17 protein-coding genes are annotated in these 17,972 nt (G+C 41.9%); 6 read left to right on the plus strand and 11 right to left on the minus strand.

Features of this window, described 5'->3' with window-relative positions:
- Nucleotides 1-643 precede the first annotated feature (643 nt).
- The gene (locus V7K36_RS14735) at nt 644-1,210 is read right to left on the minus strand and encodes a PadR family transcriptional regulator (RefSeq protein WP_335116858.1); all 567 of its coding nucleotides are present in this window, start codon (nt 1,208-1,210) and stop codon (nt 644-646) included.
- Nucleotides 1,211-1,664: 454 nt separating this feature from the next.
- Between V7K36_RS14735 and V7K36_RS14740 the strand changes: the two genes are divergently transcribed.
- A complete protein-coding gene (locus V7K36_RS14740) occupies nt 1,665-2,078 on the plus strand; it encodes a hypothetical protein (protein ID WP_334943985.1) in 414 nt (137 codons plus the stop codon).
- Between the two features lie 245 nt (nt 2,079-2,323).
- Here the strand turns inward: V7K36_RS14740 and V7K36_RS14745 are convergent, their stop codons facing one another.
- On the minus strand, nt 2,324-3,070 hold the full coding sequence (locus V7K36_RS14745) for a creatininase family protein (RefSeq protein WP_335116860.1): 747 nt from the start codon (nt 3,068-3,070) through the stop codon (nt 2,324-2,326).
- A 105-nt stretch (nt 3,071-3,175) separates the two neighbouring features.
- Between V7K36_RS14745 and V7K36_RS14750 the strand changes: the two genes are divergently transcribed.
- On the plus strand, nt 3,176-3,511 hold the full coding sequence (locus tag V7K36_RS14750; protein ID WP_335117226.1) for a transposase: 336 nt from the start codon (nt 3,176-3,178) through the stop codon (nt 3,509-3,511).
- A gap of 185 nt (nt 3,512-3,696) precedes the next feature.
- Here the strand turns inward: V7K36_RS14750 and V7K36_RS14755 are convergent, their stop codons facing one another.
- A complete protein-coding gene (locus V7K36_RS14755) occupies nt 3,697-4,041 on the minus strand; it encodes a site-specific integrase (RefSeq protein ID WP_335116862.1) in 345 nt (114 codons plus the stop codon).
- A gap of 281 nt (nt 4,042-4,322) precedes the next feature.
- Here V7K36_RS14755 and V7K36_RS14760 point away from each other — a divergent pair, with 281 nt between their 5' ends.
- Complete coding sequence (locus V7K36_RS14760; protein WP_335116864.1) at nt 4,323-4,451, plus strand: hypothetical protein; 129 nt, start codon at nt 4,323-4,325, stop codon at nt 4,449-4,451.
- Nucleotides 4,452-5,296: 845 nt separating this feature from the next.
- Here V7K36_RS14760 and V7K36_RS14765 read toward each other — a convergent pair.
- Nucleotides 5,297-5,569 (minus strand): cupin domain-containing protein, encoded by a 273-nt coding sequence (locus tag V7K36_RS14765; protein ID WP_335116866.1) that lies wholly within the window; start codon nt 5,567-5,569, stop codon nt 5,297-5,299.
- A gap of 22 nt (nt 5,570-5,591) precedes the next feature.
- On the minus strand, nt 5,592-5,951 hold the full coding sequence (locus V7K36_RS14770) for a Mo-dependent nitrogenase C-terminal domain-containing protein (protein WP_334830128.1): 360 nt from the start codon (nt 5,949-5,951) through the stop codon (nt 5,592-5,594).
- Between the two features lie 874 nt (nt 5,952-6,825).
- On the opposite strand from V7K36_RS14770, the gene V7K36_RS14775 reads away from it, so the two are divergent.
- Nucleotides 6,826-9,486, plus strand: a complete 2,661-nt coding sequence (locus tag V7K36_RS14775) for a sensor histidine kinase (RefSeq protein ID WP_335116868.1) — start codon at nt 6,826-6,828, stop codon at nt 9,484-9,486.
- Between the two features lie 270 nt (nt 9,487-9,756).
- Here V7K36_RS14775 and V7K36_RS14780 read toward each other — a convergent pair whose 3' ends face one another.
- From V7K36_RS14780 to V7K36_RS14800, 5 genes are all read right to left on the minus strand, one after another.
- Nucleotides 9,757-10,512, minus strand: coding sequence for a superoxide dismutase (locus tag V7K36_RS14780; RefSeq protein WP_335116870.1), 756 nt, complete (start codon nt 10,510-10,512; stop codon nt 9,757-9,759).
- A 98-nt stretch (nt 10,513-10,610) separates the two neighbouring features.
- Nucleotides 10,611-11,717 (minus strand): ABC transporter ATP-binding protein, encoded by a 1,107-nt coding sequence (locus V7K36_RS14785; RefSeq protein ID WP_335116872.1) that lies wholly within the window; start codon nt 11,715-11,717, stop codon nt 10,611-10,613.
- 52 nt (nt 11,718-11,769) lie between these two features.
- On the minus strand, nt 11,770-11,901 hold the full coding sequence (locus V7K36_RS14790; RefSeq protein WP_335116874.1) for a type II toxin-antitoxin system HicA family toxin: 132 nt from the start codon (nt 11,899-11,901) through the stop codon (nt 11,770-11,772).
- Nucleotides 11,902-11,995: 94 nt separating this feature from the next.
- Nucleotides 11,996-12,214 carry a type II toxin-antitoxin system HicB family antitoxin gene (locus V7K36_RS14795; protein WP_334944000.1) on the minus strand — a complete coding sequence of 73 codons (219 nt, stop codon included), beginning with the start codon at nt 12,212-12,214 and terminating at the stop codon, nt 11,996-11,998.
- Nucleotides 12,215-12,239: 25 nt separating this feature from the next.
- Nucleotides 12,240-12,968, minus strand: coding sequence for a GUN4 domain-containing protein (locus V7K36_RS14800; protein ID WP_335116876.1), 729 nt, complete (start codon nt 12,966-12,968; stop codon nt 12,240-12,242).
- Nucleotides 12,969-13,245: 277 nt separating this feature from the next.
- Between V7K36_RS14800 and V7K36_RS14805 the strand changes: the two genes are divergently transcribed.
- Nucleotides 13,246-14,667 carry an NADP-dependent isocitrate dehydrogenase gene (locus V7K36_RS14805; protein ID WP_335116878.1) on the plus strand — a complete coding sequence of 474 codons (1,422 nt, stop codon included), beginning with the start codon at nt 13,246-13,248 and terminating at the stop codon, nt 14,665-14,667.
- Between the two features lie 442 nt (nt 14,668-15,109).
- A complete protein-coding gene (locus V7K36_RS14810; protein ID WP_335116880.1) occupies nt 15,110-16,126 on the plus strand; it encodes an NAD(P)-dependent alcohol dehydrogenase in 1,017 nt (338 codons plus the stop codon).
- A 352-nt stretch (nt 16,127-16,478) separates the two neighbouring features.
- On the opposite strand, the gene mtnA is transcribed toward V7K36_RS14810, so the two are convergent.
- Nucleotides 16,479-17,540 (minus strand): S-methyl-5-thioribose-1-phosphate isomerase, encoded by a 1,062-nt coding sequence (mtnA, locus tag V7K36_RS14815; RefSeq protein ID WP_335116882.1) that lies wholly within the window; start codon nt 17,538-17,540, stop codon nt 16,479-16,481.
- Nucleotides 17,541-17,972 lie beyond the last annotated feature (432 nt).

Genomic DNA, 17,972 nt, shown 5'->3' on the forward strand with positions numbered 1-17,972 from the left:
ACACCGGAGTAGCCGTGTGCGGTGAAAGTCGCAAGCACGGTTTCGGATGGGAGGGAGAGGTTAGTAATAACTTCTCTCGACCCTACCAGTGTCAAGTCCTTATATCATGTCCGCCAGATTACCCATAATAAAAGAACCCCACACGCCAGATGCTCCACTTGGGGAGACCCCTCTGAGCGCTGGCTCCCCTTAATCCCCTCCCCGCTCTTCGCTATCCATTAGTCACATCTTTCTTCACAATCTTGAAACGCTTGTTTTACAAGTATCTTGAACACTGAGGTGTCAGGCATACTTGACAAATTAGCTATTTGTCTTCTCGCTAAAATTAGGTTTTTATTGAGAATGAACAACGAACGAATAAGGCTTAGAAAAAACGTGAGCGATCGCTCTCGCAAATGTTAAGAAAGATCCGGGTAATGGATAGGCTCTTCGGGAGGGGAGACAAAGCATAGCTTTGGCTCTTTGGGGTTCTTCGGGTTTAATAAGCAATCAAGCGGACATGATATTACAGCTATTTTCAGGTAAATAGACCACTCAGTAACGGCATAGCAATGTTCCCTACGACAGATGTGGTTCAAATAGATGAAAACTGCTGTCAGAGGTGGGACGAGTTGCTACAAGTGGGGATTAATGCTAGGGAGTATCAAAGAATCTGGTAATGTGATACAGATGGCTTTTGATGATTGATCACATTGATCGCTATCTTCAACCAATCAAGATAAGTCTGTTCTCTTCGGATCACTAACTCCAGCACGAGCCTTTGCATCACCTGCTCACGATTGGCAGACTCATCAGCGAGTGATGGCAAATAGATGGTTTCACATTCAGCAAGCTTTTTGCTTCGAGCCGCAACTTGTTGCTCCAGTAGGTAAATAATGGTTTCATTCGACAACTGATCTGCAAAATGCAACTGGAGGAGCAAAGGTTCTCGGATAGTCGGTAAGGGCTGATGAGTCCCAAGCCATCGGGCGAATTCGGCTTTTCCTGGCTCCGTCACACTGTAGACTTTACGGTTGGGGCGATCGCGCTGAATCTCAATCGTACAGGTAATCCAGCCAAGCTGTACTAGCTTATCAAGAGTTCTGTAAATTTGTGCCTGGTCTGCTGGCCACAAATGGGCAATGCATTGATCAAAGCAGCTCGTTTTGAGGTCGTAGCCTGTCATTTCTTGCTGCTGAAGAAGACCTAGAATTACATATGCTAGGGACATGAAGACTGTTTTTCCATAATTAACATTTTCTTGATCGGTTCTCCACCATGTACTTCTTCTAAGTTTATGCTAATATATGATTAATCCAATATAAGATATAACGGTTATAAAAAGATATGTTGATTATAATGCTTCTTAGCAAGGAAACCAAATACATGAACTGAGGTTGGGCAGATGGCTAATGGTGCTATTTGTAGAAGACAGTGAAGAAGTGCCGCTCCCTTACTCCTATGGGGAAGCAAGCTATGTGGAGAGTCTTGAATAAAAAGAGAAGGAGAAGTTCTGACAAGAGCGGCCAGCCTTTTAGCGAGGGTCTACGCCACCATTTGTTATGCTATTCATCGCTAGCGGATCACTCAACAAACCAGTTGTTCGCTACGGTCTATCGTGATGAATACCGACGCAGAATTTATTTAAGGCATCGAACACTATTATAACGAGAGGATGGGTAACATTGACTTCTAACATACTTTCAGAAAGAATACGTCAACATCAATATCTGCGTGATTTACGAAACAAATTACTCCACCTTCACAAGATGTTGCTGGAGACAGAACGCATTGCCTACGAACAGGTTAGTGGACGAGTATCAAGTGGAGAACTTCTTCAGCTCGTTATCGCTCATGAACAATTTGCTTGGCTACATCGCATTTCTGAGGTGGTTGTGCAGGTTGATCAAATGCTCGAAGCAGATGAACCGATAGCGCTGGACGATTTCCAAAAGTTGATTGCTGATGTCCGCACGCTGATTGTACCGTTAGAGACGGGCAATACCTTCGAGCGAAAATATTACAACGCTCTCCAGCGCGAACCTGGTGCTGTGTTGGCACATGCGGAGATATCAAGATTTCTCACGTCTAAGGTTTAAGGGTGGTAACTTAGAGCGATTTTCAATAGCCATACAGCAGATTTTATCTGAATCGGCCACAGTAAGTAGGGTGGGCATTGCAATGTCCACCCGACAATAACGAACTATTGGCTGTAGTCTCTCTGGAGAGACTTGATCAATACTTGGATGAAGAAACTCCTTCAAGCAAATCAACTCGCCCAAAGAGAAAGCCTAAAGAGCGATCTTTAGAATCCCCACCTTCAACAAGTTTGGTGGGGAGAATGTCAATCTGCGTTCACAAATTCCAAATACCCATTGCTAAGTTCTTTCACCGCCAAGTCATAAAATTGCTTACCGTGTTCAGGCGTTGCTAAAGCCGGATTTGATCCCATGCGTCCATCTGGATAACGCACTCGAAAGTCAGCTGCACTATAAATCCTGTGTCCGCTTGCAACTTCTACTGAAAGGGGTGCTTGCTTAATCGCCTCTGGATAAACGTATTGGGTAAGGGCTACTTCACTTGGGGTTGCATGAGAACCTTCTTGATCCCCATATAATTCTTTGGCTAGTTTATATACAGAACCGCACATAAACCAGTTTGCCACTTGACATTGCAGCTGTTGAGCATTGGCAATCTGCAAATCTTCTAAATGAGCATAAGTTTCTGAGAAAGCCGCTTTCAGGGTAGCGATGTTACCGCCGTGTCCGTTAATAAAGTAGAACTTGTTAAAACCAGCTTTGGCTAAACAAGTTACATAATCTCGCACTACTTGAATTAAAGTGCTAGGACGCAGACTGATTGTGCCCGGAAAGGAAGTATGGTGTAGTGCCATCCCCACATTGATTGTAGGCCCAACGATCGCTTGGGTTGCATCACCTACACCACGAGCGATCGCTTCTGCACAAATAGCATCAGTACCAATTAACCCCGTTGGCCCGTGTTGTTCTGTGGAACCAATAGGGAAAATAATCCCCTTTGACTGCTGTAAATAGGCTTCGACTTCTTGCCAAGTACTTAAATGCAGTAACATTTTTGATAATTTTCCTCAATAAAATTGCGGTGGGACGAAACCTTTTTCTGCTAAACAGTATCTTCTATAATTAAACTCCCACTAACATGATTATGAACTCTCTGGATTTTCTATTACTTCCGAGGCAAACAAAAACGTTTAGAACAAAGTCAGCGTCGGGGACGAAGGTTAAGTATTATTGGTTTTCTTCAGCCTTTAATTAGTTTTGTTTACGGTCTGGTGATTGGAGGCGTTTCACGCAAATCTTATATTCAGATGATGGAACTTGAAGCAGCGGAAGCTGAAAAGTCTGGACACATCAGAGTCATAGTGCAGGATAACGGCCCAATACATCGGTGCAAAGAGGTACAGCAGTTATGGTCAAAGTGGGAAGACATGGGTTTGTACATCTTCTTTTTACCCAAATATTGTTCTGAGATGAATCCAATTGAATTGGAGTAGCAACACCTCAAAAAAGATGAACTTGCCTCGAAAACTTTTGAGGATGAGTTAGACCTTGGCTATGCTGTCATTGATGGAGTTCAAACAAGAGGAGAAAAAGGAAACTACAGTACACGGCGTGTAAAATTTAACTCTAATTCTTCTGCTTAACTGTTTGTTACATACTTATAAATTTTCTACTCGACTTACTTAGAAACAATTTGTGTGATGTCGGGATAGCTATAATCATCCCCTGCCAGTGGGTAGTATTCGTTTAATAACCGCCGTAAGTCTTCAATCACTGGGATTGACCTAGTTGCAAGTTTCCCTTTGGTGTTTGACTTCCTAATAATCAGCCGAGGTCTAACGTTGCCCTTGGGTGTGTAAATGTCTTGGGTGAACAGGGTACAGCATTCACGAATTCTACAGGCAGAAAACAAGCACACGGCAAACAATGTGCGATCGCGGTTATTGTCTAAGCCATCACTGAAGATTAGCTGTATCTCTTGCTGAGTAAGAACCTTGGCACGACCATGACGAGTTGTTTTCACTGGGAAACTGTAGAACCTGTAATTAACAGCCTATAACGATCACAGGAAAAGTGTTGATTCTCAATAGTGAGGTATATGTAAAATTATTAACAATACACTTATTTGATATCAAATAAGTGTATTGTAAAGTGCTATTAGCATATGACAAACTCACCTTGGGGAGATTAGATATTCGCTAGTTCAAAACTACGACTTTATTGAGGTGATTTATGTCTGCTATGACAACCTCCACACAATCAAAAATTTGTCAACGCGTAAGTTCTAGAATTGAGGAAGGTGTTATGAGTTTTTCGACACGTTTAGTATTTTTATTTTTGACATTTACCGCATTACCTGCTTTAGCTGATGATTGTTCAGTAGCTGACCGAGTTCCGTTGCCAGTATGTGTTCAGGCAGATTATGTTTGTTGATAATGGAGCTATTATAACTAATCGCTGTCCTTATACAGTTACTATAAAAGTTGATATAGCTAACGCTAATGATAAACGAGTAAATGTTCCTGGCAACGGAGGAAGAAGAGTAGTCAATACTACAGGAAGGTTTAATTTGAAATGCTGTCCCAAATATAACAAATGTAGGGGGTAGTAGTGAGATTTTGTAAAAAAGTGGACAAAGATACAACGGGCTACCACCGGGTGTCACCGCCAATTGTTGTAAGCTAAAAGCAGCCTCTATCAATACTTTCAGCAATTAGGTTATATCTTTGGCATCATAGTTGTGGGATGGTTGTTGGTCGTCCTGGACTCTTATGAAGTTCAAGCAGACTGTTTAATCCACCTTCTCTATGCCGAAAGTAGTTTCAGGGGTTTTTACTTTTCCCACACCAGACGCCACGTTGATTTAGCGGTGGCTAAAAGGGGTAGGACAAGGCGCAAACCCTCGAAGTGATAAGAAAGTCAAAGAATAAACACTTAAATTTCAACAGTGATTTTTATCAATACTCAGGAAATTATAATTACGATCAAGCTGAAGCAGTAAAATTTTACAACTATATTTTTAGTTATCAACCACCAATCTGGCAAGAACTTTCTGCCAAATTTGGGGGAAATGAGACTATCTATTTCTATGAATACTGTTTAGGGGATGGAGTTGCAACGAGTTTCGACAGATATGGATATAAGCAATTTACCGATTCTGCCACTTTATCCTATGACACTCGCTGCGAACCCCCCGATAGTAGAAATCCAAATTAAGTTATGAGATGTTGGTCTTCTGGATCATCAAGAAAACAAAGGGGATCAATGTTGAATCTTGACTAATCAAAGTAATAATGCTTTTTGACGTTAATTGTAATTTCCCATATACAAGACATACCAGCGGGAAAAATAACTAAATCGCCTTTACCCATTTGCACTGGCTGTCCACCATCAGGAGTAACAACTACATCACCTTCCAAAAAGTAGCAGGTTTCTTGAGAATCATAAGTCCAAGGAAATTTTGAAACTTCCTTTTGCCAAATTTCCCATTTATAAACGCCCAATTCATTGAGATATTCTTGACTGGGTTGATGCTCAATTTTAATTTCCATATTGTGTTTTCTCTAGTTATGTTTAGCAGTAGGATTGAATATCCTCTCCACACTGATCTACTAGATAACACAAAGCGCGAAAACGCAAGTACACAAGTTCATTATAAAGCGGATTGAGTTTACACATTGGCGGAATGTGGCCTATTTTGCGACCAAAAAGCATGAGATCACGCTCGAATGGACACTGGGCAGGAATCAGTTTAGCAATAAATTTGGCTAATTTCCGATTCTGAATCTCAATTTTGTCCAGCCGTTGACGTAATGGTTGCAGTAAATCTAATTTAGGTTGAGCAAATTGCTTTTTACTACCTGTTTGATTCTTTTCTTCAAAAGGGTGAATAAAAGCAGGCAGAAAAATACGCTGATTAATTGTTTTAAGCATAGTTTTAGGCAAGTTTTTGCTTCTGTAGATGAACTATTTGCCGATTAGGAATCTTACCATGTAATCTTTCTGGCCAATTTGCATTGTGCTTGTAAATTCAGAAGTGAAGTAAGCAGAATGCAAATAATTTACATGGATCTTTGGGGAGAGAAATGGCTTAACTAATTGTTATTTAACCCCACCAAATGATCAAGAACTGTCCCGTTAAATACAAAATAACAAAGAAAATATAAAAATGGCATTTCTTTAACTTATGGATTTCTAATTAAGAAGCTAGTCATCTTATATATTATATAAATGCCTGGTTCTGAAACTGCCTAGTATCTAGAGATGTAGTTTATGGCAGACAAACACAGTTTTTTTATGACCCCATATACATTTCGCTAAGATTAGCCCCTAATATCTCTCCATTTTAGGGTATTGAATATCCATAAATTTGTCTGATATACTACGCAAATTAACTGTTGCGGATTGATGGTTGAAGTTTAAACGCAAAGGGAAGACAGCGCAGTCTTCTCCCAAGGGGAGACGCTAAAAGCGATGGGGGTTTCCACGCCACTTGCTTTATGCCGGGGAACCCGTCCACCGCAGTGGCTCCCCATGAGCGACTGCCGTCGCTGAGGGAAGCGCAGAGGCACGCAGAGAATCCGCTACGAATTAATGAAATGTTGTATTTAGTCCCTTTGAAGATTGCAATATTTGGCTGGTGAAATCTACAGGTGCAGTTAACTAACGTTTTGTTCTTTTACCAGAAGTGGTATATTGGCACTTGACCCGACCGAGTATAAACTATGCATAAGCCCACAGAACAGCGAAGTCGAGGTGTTGTACTCAATACTAGAGGACAGGCAGGGGTAGCAGGGAGAGTGGGCAGATGAACAAAAATACTGGGCAAGGTGGTCTTTTTTCCCTGTTTAAAGGCGTACCCCTCAGTTGCATCCTGCTAGCGTTGTTCGTGCTGCAAATCTTCCTAGCTGTGGGATTGACTGCATATTTATCAATCCACAACGGGCAAAAAGCAGTCAATGAGGTAGCTAGCGAATTGCGCCGTGAAGTTGCCAATGGAGTCGAGCAGAATTTACAAACTTATCTGTCAACCCCGCGTCAAGTACTACGTAGTAATCAAAATATTATTGATATGGGGTTGCTGAGGATAGAGAATCTTGCAACCTGGGAGCCATATTTAATAGAGCAGTTAAAGATTTTTCCCGATGCGTTGGCCTTAACGGCAAGCAATGAACAGCAAGAATACTTAGCTGTCGAGAAGCTCAACGATCGCCAATTTTTGCTAAGATATGCCTCTAAGTCAACTGGGTACGATCTCTACACTTACAGAATTGACTCTCAAGGTCAACGTACCCAACTACCAGAGGTGATCAAAAACTATGATGCGCGATCGCGTCCTAATTATCAAACAGCAGTTACCGCTAAAAAATTCAGCTTTAGTCAGATTTTTACACCCCTGACTGAACCAACACTCTTCATTAGTGCATCTCAACCCATCTATAATTCGCAAGGTGAGTTACTCGGAGTCAACAGCACTCTAACTCACTTATCAGAAATTGGGGATTTGCTGCAAAATATCAAAGTTGGTAAGTCTGGGCAAATTTTTATTATCGAGCGATCGGGGCTATTAGTAGCAAGTTCGACAACGGAAGAACCATTCCGCTTACAAAATGGTAAACCGATTAGATTGCTAGCTTCCCAGAGCGGGAATTCCTTTACTCAAGCAACCGCTAAATATTTAGCAACTAAATTTAGTAACTTTGACCAGATTCAAAGTTTACAGCAACTAGATTTCTCCTTTGAGGGCAAACGACAATTTTTAGAAATTAGACCGTTACAAGGCGAACCAAATGTTAACTGGTTGATTGTGGTAGCTGTCCCAGAAGCAGACTTTATGGGGCAGATTTATCGCAACACTCAAACTACAATCTTTGTCTGTCTGGGAGCATTGGGACTAGCTACTATATTGGGGATTGTCATCGCCCGTTGGATAACTCAGCCAATTCTGGACTTCAGCACGGCGACAAAAGATTTAGCCGATTTTACCAATGGCGAAGACTCAGTGGTGAAAGTACAGGGCATTAAAGAACTAGAGGTGCTGGGTGAATCTTTCAACGAGATGGCGCAGCAGTTACGCAAAACCTTTACTGCACTGACTACCAAAAATCAAGAGTTAGAATTGCAAGTTAAGCAGCGAACTCAAGAATTACAGCAAGAGATTCAAGAACGTATCAACAGTGAGCAAAAACTAGGCCAGCATAGTCAAGTACTGGCAGAACTGGCAGATCACAAAGCGGTTTTTGAAGGAAATCTGGAAACAGCATTTAAAGTGATCACAGAGAAAGCAGCGAATGCCTTAGAAGTAGAGCGAGTGGGTGTGTGGTTATTTAATAGCGATGCCTACGGCGGGCTGCGCCAACGCACCAAACTACAATGTATAAATCTCTATGAACGTAGCAACCAGAGACATTCGACAGATATAGAACGCAACCTTGCAGATTATCCGATCTACTTTAAAGCTCTGGCGGCTGCCCATACCATCACCGTCACCGATACTCGCACCGATCCCCGGGTACAAGAATTATGGAATGAACTGCTAGAACCAAATAACATCTTATCCCTAATTGATACCAAGCTTTGGGTTGGGGGCGAAGTGGTGGGAACAGTATTGTATGAGCACATTGGTATTCCCCGGACATGGCAACTGAGTGAGCAAAACTTCGTTAGTTCAATTGCGGAATTTGTCGCCCTAACTCTAGAAGTATGTGATCGCAAACAGGCAGAATCCGCTCTGCGTGAGGCTAAAGAAGTTGCCGAAATGGCAAATCATGCCAAAAGCACCTTTTTAAAAAACATCAGCTATGAACTGAAGACTCCCTTAAACTCCATTCTAGAAATCTCAGAATCACTCCAAAATGAAGTGTACGGCTCTGTGAGTGAAGAACAGCGCCAGTCCCTAAATATCCTCGAATCCAGTGGTAAGAACCTACTAGAATTGATTAACCAGATCCTTGACCTTACCGATATCGAATCCAGCAAAATAGAACTGCAACTAGCTACTACTTCGATTCGCGGATTATGTGACTCCAGCCTAAGTTTTGTCAAACATCTGGCGTTCCAGAAAAATATCCACCTGAGTCTACAAATACCGGAAGAACTCGAACCCATCCAAGTCGATGAACGCCGCATCCGCCAAGTATTTATCAACTTGTTGACTAACGCTATCAAGTTTACTAAAGAAGGAGGCAAAGTCTGGATTGAAGTCCAGCCAAATTCCACAAATAAATATATCTTTTTCAGCGTGGTAGATACGGGTATTGGTATGCTTTCCGATGACCTTTTCAAATTATTTCAACCTTTTATGCAGGTTGAAAATTCCTCTACCCGACGTTCTGGAGGCAGTGGTTTAGGATTAGTGATGGTGCAAAAAATTGTCGAGTTACACGGTGGGACTGTCCATGCCGAAAGTCAGTTAGGCAAAGGCAGTCGATTTACAGTCAAACTTCCTTGGAAAAAGCCTGGGGAGTAGGGAGTGGGGAGTTATATTATGTCCGTTTGATTGCTCATTAAACCCGAAGAACCCCACCCCGCCAAAGCTGTACTTTGTCTCCCCTCCCCGCAAGCGGGGAGGGGTTCTTTTATTATGGGTAATTTGATGGACATGAGATTAGAATTAATTATTGTAGCAGTTTTCATGTTTGGTCAAACAATATTTGGGATCACATCAAAAAACTGGCAGCAGAATGTTGTTTCTGTTACCAGTTTTTAAGCGCCTATAACTCTAAATTGTTGTCTGGTTTCAGGCAAATTTACTTGCTGTTGCAAATCGGTTGTTAATCTCATCCCAATTAACCACATTCCACCAAGCATCTAAATAATCGGCACGGCGATTCTGGTAATTGAGATAATATGCATGTTCCCATACGTCATTACCCAAGATGGGATATTTGCCTTCACTTAAGGGACTATCTTGGTTAGCTGTAGTTGCCACTTCCAACTTGCCACCATTGTTACGCACTAGCCAAACCCAACCACTACCAAAACGACCAGCACCAGCTTCGTTAAACTGTTTTTTGAAAGCAGCAAAAGAGCCAAAATTTTGATTAATCGCGGCGGCTATACCTCCTGTTGGTTCTCCCCCACCTTTCGGCTTCATAATTTTCCAGAACATTGAGTGGTTGACATGACCACCGCCATTATTGCGTACTACTTTACGAATATCTTGTGGTACATTGTCAAGTTTTTGCAACAGTTCTTCAACACTTTTGCCTTTGAGTTCTGGGTGTTTGTCTAAGGCTGCATTCAGGTTTTTCACATAAGTTGCATGGTGTTTATCATGGTGAAACCGCATCGTTTTAGCATCGATGTGTGGTTCCAGTGCTTCGTAGGCGTAAGCTAAAGGCGGTAGTTGGATAGCCCCTGTTGTATTTGCTGTTGTGTCGGCAGTTACAGTGTTTCCATTAGAAGATTTCTCTGCCAATGCACAAGCATCTAATGCAAAAGTACCCGCACCTGCTGTGAGTAAGAACAAGAAATGGCGTCGATTAATAGTCATATAAGGTTTTACAGCGAATCCATTAAATATGTATTGCAGTTTTATTTTCTTAGATTCTGGCTACAAAAAATTGGGAATTGGCGATTATTTTTGGCAGTTTAATCATGAGGTAAGATTCTGTCGCCAGTTTTGGGATCAAACACAAACAAATGATTTAAATCCAGTTGTAGAGAAAGGCGATCGCCTGGACGCAAACGCACACCCCCGCCCACCTGAATATTTAACACCACCGCCGAACCAGGTAAACCAGCCCGAATCAAAGTTTCCCTTCCTAAAGGTTCCACGACTTTAACTTCAACTGATAACAATCCTGAGTACTGAGTACTGAGTACTGAGTCAGTGTTAATTTTTATATGCTCTGGACGAATCCCCAAATCAAAACTGTATCCCTGACGCAACTGGAATTTTTCCTTCACAACTGCTGGAATCGTTAATAACTGTCCACTTACATCAAAACCGTTATTTTCATAGATTGCAGGCAAAATATTCATTGGCGGACTGCCTAAAAAACTTGCCACCATCTGATTAGCAGGACTTGTATAAATAGTTTGGGGATCGCCGATTTGTTGAATCCGCCCTCGATTTAGCACGACTATCTTATCAGCCAAAGTCATCGCTTCAACCTGATCGTGGGTGACGTAGATTGTTGTAATACCTAATTCTTGATGTAGCTGTTTCAATTCTGCCCTTGTATCATCGCGCAATTGGGCATCTAAATTAGATAAAGGTTCATCAAGTAAAAACACTTGTGGTTCACGAGCGATCGCTCTCCCTAATGCTACCCGTTGTTGCTGTCCCCCAGAGAGTTGTTTGGGTTTACGATCCAGCAGGTGATCCAGAGAAAGCGATCGCGCCACATTCATCACTCGTTCTTGAATGATTCTCCGGTCAACCTGACGCATTTGCAAGCCAAAGCCGATGTTTTGCGCCACACTCATGTGAGGATAGAGAGCGTAGTTTTGGAAGACCATGGCCACATCCCGTTGTCTGGCTGGGATATTATTCACCAAGCGATCGCCAATAAATAGTTTACCTGATGTTGCGGTTTCTAAACCCGCGATCGTTCGCAAAATTGTCGACTTACCACAACCCGATGGCCCGACTAAAACCCAAAACTCGCCATCAGGAATTTCAAAGGTAATGTCCTCGATAGCGGTGACATTATTGAATCTACGTTTAATATCTTCTAGACGAACGTTTGCCATTATCCATTTTGAGATTGTGCATTTGGAATTGGTAGAAAACTTCCCAACTTTATTATTCCAGCAATGCTATAAACTCTTCTCTGGTCAGTTCAGCATCGCGTAGCATTTTGCGTAGTAATCCTTTACCTATTGTTTTACCAGTATGAACAGGAATAGTTACTAAGCGTCCATCCTCACGTTCCATTTGTACATGAGAGCCTTTTGACGCACCGCCTGAAATCCTATTTTATCAAGGGCGTTAATAACTGTTTGACCTGTTCAAACTAGTAGTTTTGGCATTAAATTACTAGCTTTTGAATCCCGATAAATTCTGGTATTTTTTCATAACTTTTTGTTTCTAAACAAAGTTCAATTACTTCTTTCATGTTAGCCATCAACTCATCAATTGTTTCTCCCTGACTGTAACAGGCTTGTAACTGAGGGACTTCTCCGACATAGTAGCCATCTTCATCCCGTTCAATGATCACGTAGAATTCTCGGTTGGTGGGATTGATCATAATCTATTTGTAGGTAGGCTCAAAATCATTTTTCTGAATTCTTCGACCAAGCTGCGTGGGAGAGTAAAGAAGCAAAGACTCGTACCCCGCGAAGTTGATTAGAGAGGGGTAAGTGACCTCTAGGCGCACTCAAATCCCAGGTAAACTCGTTAGGGTATCGCGTCCAGATGTTACCTGCTTTCCAGCCAATTTTCGGCCAGAAATTCTCCCAATTTTTACCCAAACTTAACCAGATTTCTCGCTGCACTGAAAAGCCAAACTTACCTTCGGAGTGGACTAACCAGAGGTTGTTAATGGTTTGCAAGTCAACAGCCGGGGAATTTTCTACCTCACTAAAATACAACCATTTTCGTTGTACAGCCGTTGTCCCTGATAGTTCACACATTTTTTCTATGGTGACGCGATCGGCTGCTTGGAAGTCTTGAACAGCCAATAGCTGTTGCAAAGAATTATAGTTAATGCCGCACTCTGATTTTAGAGGTACAATTCCCTCAGGAAAACAGGAGCGCAGAAATTCTTTGACTTGAGGTGCATCAGAGTTATAAAGGACTTCGTAAGCTTTGCCATCAACCCAAGTCGCTGGGTTCTCATGTCGTTTCAATAAAAATTCCATCAACACGTCTAATCCCTCATTACCCAACTCAGCTAACTGTGGGATTATCTGTTGTTGGACTTTTTCAGACCCAGCGATTAACGGTCGTCGGAGGGAGTCGATGTCATTAGCAGGGCTTGATAAAATCATTGGGTCTGTCATGCCATTCTCGTGTTAGCGGTCAGTGAAAGAGCGGTAAGCTATCCGGTATCTTCCAAGGTAAAGCACTGATAGCGAAAAGTAGTTTACTATTTTTGATCGTACAAAATTGCGATCGCTTCACTGAAATCCCACACTTAATCCCCAAATAATGTACAAGGGGAATAGGGGGAAAATCTGCGCCTTATGACTTGGTAAACAAAAGACATAGTAAAATATGCAAGCCTTGCCACATAAGGATTTTTTGACTAGCAGCGTATCCATTAGGAGTGTGTGAACTATGTACGACAAGATTACCCCCCCCGGAATCGGAGCAAAAATCACCTTTAAAAATGGTGAACCAATCGTACCGGACAATCCAATTATCCCTTTTATTCGGGGCGACGGCACAGGTATAGACATCTGGCCTGCTACTCAAAAAGTACTAGATGCTGCGGTAGCCAAAGCATATAAGGGTCAGCGTCAAATTAGTTGGTTCAAGGTTTACGCTGGCGATGAAGCCTGCGATTTATACGGTATTTATCAATATTTACCTCAAGATACTCTCACGGCAATTGAAGAATATGGTGTAGCAATTAAAGGTCCTTTGACTACTCCCATTGGGGGGGGAATTCGCTCTTTAAATGTGGCACTGCGGCAAATTTTTGACTTGTATACCTGCGTGCGTCCTTGCCGTTACTATGCAGGTACGCCCTCACCCCACAAAAATCCCGAAAAGCTGGATGTAATTGTTTATCGGGAGAATACGGAAGATATTTATTTAGGTATTGAGTGGCGACAAGGTAGCGAAATCGGCGATCGCTTAATTAAAATTATCAATGAAGAACTGATCCCCGCCACCCCAGAACATGGGAAAAAACGCATTCCTCTTGATTCTGGCATTGGCATTAAACCGATCAGCAAAACTGGTTCTCAGCGTCTAGTTAGACGTGCCATCAAACACGCTTTGCTATTACCCAAACACAAGCAACAGGTGACTTTGGTGCATAAGGGCAACATCATGAAGTACACCGAAGGGGCTTTCCGCGATTGGGGTTATGAACTAGCAATCAGCGAATTTCGCCCAGAAACTGTCACTGAACGGGAATCTTGGATTTTGAGTAACAAGGAAAAAAATCCCAATATTTTATTGGAAGAAAACGCCCGCCAGATTGATCCTGGGTTTGATAGTCTCACCGAAGAGAAGAAAGCGGAAATTGTCAAGGAAGTTGAAACTGTTCTTAACTCAATTTGGGCAACCCACGGCGATGGCAAATGGAAAGAGAAAGTTTTGGTGAATGACCGGATTGCTGACAGTATTTTTCAACAAATCCAAACCAGACCAGATGAGTATTCGATTCTGGCGACGATGAACTTGAACGGCGATTACTTGTCTGATGCGGCTGCGGCCATTGTTGGGGGATTGGGTATGGGTCCTGGAGCAAATATTGGCGATGCTAGCGCCATATTTGAGGCTACCCACGGCACAGCACCCAAACACGCCAGATTAGATCGGATTAATCCTGGTTCACTAATTTTGTCTGGTGTGATGATGCTGGAGTTTCTGGGTTGGCAAGAAGCCGCAGACTTAATTAAGAAAGGTTTAAGTGCTGCGATCGCAAATAGTCAAGTCACCTACGATTTAGCCCGGTTGCTAGAACCACCAGTTGAACCCTTAAAATGTTCTGAATTTGCCGAGGCAATTATTCAGCATTTTGGTTAAGTCCATTAGATATCAATACGCTTGGGTTAAGGCCAAAACTCTTTGTTAGAGCTATTTTCAGGTAAATAAACCACGCAGTAAGGGCACAGCAATGCTGTGCTACTACGACAGATGTGGTTCAAATACTTGAATTCTACTGTAAAGTCAATTTTTTTAACGAACCGCCTTCGCGTAGCGTCTCGTAGAGAAGGACGCAAAGGACGCAAAGAGAAGGAAAAAATGCTTAACCCAAGCGTATTGCATTAGAGCTTGTTTTAAATATACAAAATCGTCGCAACTAATTACCGGGACATGATATCATTCGTGATAAAATAATCGGCTTGCAGAAATTATATTATCTAAAACTTTGATTCTTTGCGCCTACTCTGCGAGTTCTGCTTTAGCTGTATGCGCGAAACCCATTCATATTTTAATCAGCAACGCTGTATCTAGGAGCAACTTTATGTCACAAACTCAGACATTCCAAGGCTATGCAGCTTTAGAAGCAGGAGAAAAACTACAGAAATGGGACTATGAACCTGCAACATTAGGCCGCCTTGATATTGAAATCCAAGTAACTCATAATGGTTTGTGTCATACCGATATTCATATGCGGGATAATGACTGGAACCTGAGTACTTTCCCCCTGGTTGCAGGTCATGAGGTAGTGGGTAAAATAACTCAGATAGGAGAAAATGTTACTTCATTTCAGATTGGCGATCGCGTTGGTTTTGGCTGGATTCGTAACTCCTGTAGAACTTGTGAAGCTTGTTTACGAGGAGAAGAAAACGTTTGTCGGCAAGGTTATACAGGACTAATTGTTCGTCATCATGGGGGATTTGCCAATAAGTTACGCGCTCCAGCTGATTTTGCCTATAAAATTCCCGATGCTTTAGATTCTGCCAGTGCTGCTCCCCTATTATGTGCTGGAATTACGGTTTATACTCCTCTGAGGACTTATCTCAAACATCCTGGCATGAAAGTTGGAGTTATTGGTATTGGTGGACTAGGACATCTAGCCATCAAGTTTGCCAGAGCAATGGGAGCAGAAGTCACAGCTTTTTCTACCTCTATTGACAAAGAAAATCAAGCAAAAGAATTTGGAGCGCATCACTTCCGACACTGGAATACTCCTGAAGATTTAAAACAAGCTAGTGGAACACAGGATTTAATCATTAGTACTAGTTCATCAGCAATTGATTGGGACAAAGCTTTCAATTTACTGGTTAATAATGGAGTTTTTTGTTTAGTAGGTCTTCCTGTATCCACCCTTAATATCCCTCTTCTTCCCTTAATTTTTGGTCAAAAAGTTATTACCGGTAGTATAGTAGGAGGACGAAGATTTATGAGGGAGATGCTTGATTTTGCAGCAATAAATCAAATCAAACCTATGATTGAAACAATGCCGTTGTCTGATATTAATGCAGCGATGGATAAAATTGCCGCAAATAAAGCCCGTTATCGAATTGTGCTAGTGTAAGAAAATTAGCCATGAAATCATACTCATACTCCAGTGGGTCTACTTCTCCATTCATCAGGAAAGCGATCGCACCTATACCCATGCGATGCTCTGGTCAACAGAGTTGTAAGCTGTTACGCATTTAAGTTGTATATTTAATGGTGTACCCCTCCAGAGATCTTGCTACGCGCAACGTCTCCTTCAGGAGAGGGTTGTCATTAGTCATTAGTCATTTGTATTTAAAAGGACAGATGAGCAATGACTTTGGACAGTCTTAACACCAAAATGTACAATTTAGACGCGCATCAGCTTAGTAAGTGGAGTGGGACTACAGAGGGGATCTTGTTATGTGCATCTTCATACAGGATTGATCTTAGGCTACTTGTTGTGGCTGAGATTTCACCAATTCCCCTGGAGAAAATGCTCCATTCTCTGTAATGATCGCTGTAATCAACTCAGCCGGAGTCACATCAAAAGCTGGGTTGTAAAAATCTACACCCCCAGGTGTGAGAATGGTATCACCAACTTGATAGATTTCTGTTGGTTCGCGTTCTTCAATGGGAATTTTGCTGCCATCGGCTAATTCAAAATCAACTGTGGAAAGGGGTGCAGCCACAAACAAGGGTATATTATGGGCTTTAGCTGCGATCGCTACACTATATGTACCAATCTTATTAGCAGTGTCGCCATTAGCAGCAATTCGATCAGCACCCACAACTACAGCATGAATCAAACCCTGTTTCATGCAATGGGCTGCCATATTATCAGTAATTAATGTCACTGGAATGCCTTCTTGCACACATTCCCAAGTGGTGAGTTTTGCCCCTTGCAAACGGGGACGGGTTTCGTCGGCAAATAAACGCTCTAAACGTCCTTCCCTCCAAGCAGAACGCACAACACCCAAAGCAGTGCCATAACCAGCAGTAGCTAGCGCCCCAGCATTACAGTGGGTAAGAATCGTCAGCTTTTCTGGGGTAGTGGGCAAAACTGCCAAACCATTGTCGCCGATCGCCCGACAGGTTTGCAAATCTTCAGTATTGATTGCTTGGGCTGTTTGTAAAAGGGTTTGCTTAATCTCTTCTACTGTTCCCAACGTTTCGTAGGCGGCTGTCATCATCCGGCTAATTGCCCAAAATAAATTCACCGCCGTCGGCCGAGTAGAACGCAACAACTGCGCTACTTTATCTAAGTTATCTAAAAATTCGTGGCGATCGCTTGTTTCAATTTCCCTTGCACCAAGATACATTCCATACCCCGCAGCCACACCAATTGCCGGCGCACCTCGGACAATCATCGTCTTAATCGCCCGTGCCATATCTTCACTCCGGTGAATTTCCACAAATGTATATTCGTTTGGTAAGCGAGTTTGGTCAATTAGCGACACTGAGTCATTGTGCCAAATAACGGGATAAACCTGATTTGTGGAAAGTGTCATAAATAATTCAAAATTCAAAATAAAATTCATCAAAATCAGAGTTTGTATATTTTACTCTGACGAAAGCAATAAAACTGGAATAAGTAGCTGGTTAAAAATATTATGCGTAGTTGGAAGTTAAGTCAAGTAATTATCGAGTCTGATGATTAGAATAATTTTATTATACTACATTAACTCTAATATACTTATGTTTATTCACACCTTCATAAGTTTATGTACAACTGAACTCCAGTTATTTTAAATAATTCTTAATATTCCAATGTTTTTTTTTGTGACATTAATATTGCATTGATTCTGAGATCAGTGGTATAAGATTTCAAGAGTTAAGCGAAATCAGTTTTTCTCTTAACTCAAGTTGCTAGTTATCAAAAAGCGCTATAATTTAACTACAAAATTTGAATTTTTAGTATTTACCAATCCCAGACGTTGATT

Source organism: Nostoc sp. (genome assembly GCF_036919555.1).
In the GTDB taxonomy this organism is placed as follows: domain Bacteria; phylum Cyanobacteriota; class Cyanobacteriia; order Cyanobacteriales; family Nostocaceae; genus Nostoc.

What these genes read in the sequence shown, in the direction of transcription:
- mtnA (WP_335116882.1), bottom strand. Translation starts at nt 17,540, where the DNA reads ATGACACTTTCCACAAATCAGGTTTATCCCGTTATTTGGCACAATGAC.
- V7K36_RS14760 (WP_335116864.1), top strand. Translation starts at nt 4,323, where the DNA reads ATGAGTTTTTCGACACGTTTAGTATTTTTATTTTTGACATTTACCGCA.
- V7K36_RS14795 (WP_334944000.1), bottom strand. Translation starts at nt 12,214, where the DNA reads ATGATCAATCCCACCAACCGAGAATTCTACGTGATCATTGAACGGGAT.
- V7K36_RS14805 (WP_335116878.1), top strand. Translation starts at nt 13,246, where the DNA reads ATGTACGACAAGATTACCCCCCCCGGAATCGGAGCAAAAATCACCTTT.
- V7K36_RS14800 (WP_335116876.1), bottom strand. Translation starts at nt 12,968, where the DNA reads ATGACAGACCCAATGATTTTATCAAGCCCTGCTAATGACATCGACTCC.
- V7K36_RS14810 (WP_335116880.1), top strand. Translation starts at nt 15,110, where the DNA reads ATGTCACAAACTCAGACATTCCAAGGCTATGCAGCTTTAGAAGCAGGA.
- V7K36_RS14780 (WP_335116870.1), bottom strand. Translation starts at nt 10,512, where the DNA reads ATGACTATTAATCGACGCCATTTCTTGTTCTTACTCACAGCAGGTGCG.
- V7K36_RS14735 (WP_335116858.1), bottom strand. Translation starts at nt 1,210, where the DNA reads ATGTCCCTAGCATATGTAATTCTAGGTCTTCTTCAGCAGCAAGAAATG.
- V7K36_RS14775 (WP_335116868.1), top strand. Translation starts at nt 6,826, where the DNA reads ATGAACAAAAATACTGGGCAAGGTGGTCTTTTTTCCCTGTTTAAAGGC.
- V7K36_RS14765 (WP_335116866.1), bottom strand. Translation starts at nt 5,569, where the DNA reads ATGGAAATTAAAATTGAGCATCAACCCAGTCAAGAATATCTCAATGAA.
- V7K36_RS14745 (WP_335116860.1), bottom strand. Translation starts at nt 3,070, where the DNA reads ATGTTACTGCATTTAAGTACTTGGCAAGAAGTCGAAGCCTATTTACAG.
- V7K36_RS14790 (WP_335116874.1), bottom strand. Translation starts at nt 11,901, where the DNA reads ATGGAACGTGAGGATGGACGCTTAGTAACTATTCCTGTTCATACTGGT.
- V7K36_RS14785 (WP_335116872.1), bottom strand. Translation starts at nt 11,717, where the DNA reads ATGGCAAACGTTCGTCTAGAAGATATTAAACGTAGATTCAATAATGTC.
- V7K36_RS14770 (WP_334830128.1), bottom strand. Translation starts at nt 5,951, where the DNA reads ATGCTTAAAACAATTAATCAGCGTATTTTTCTGCCTGCTTTTATTCAC.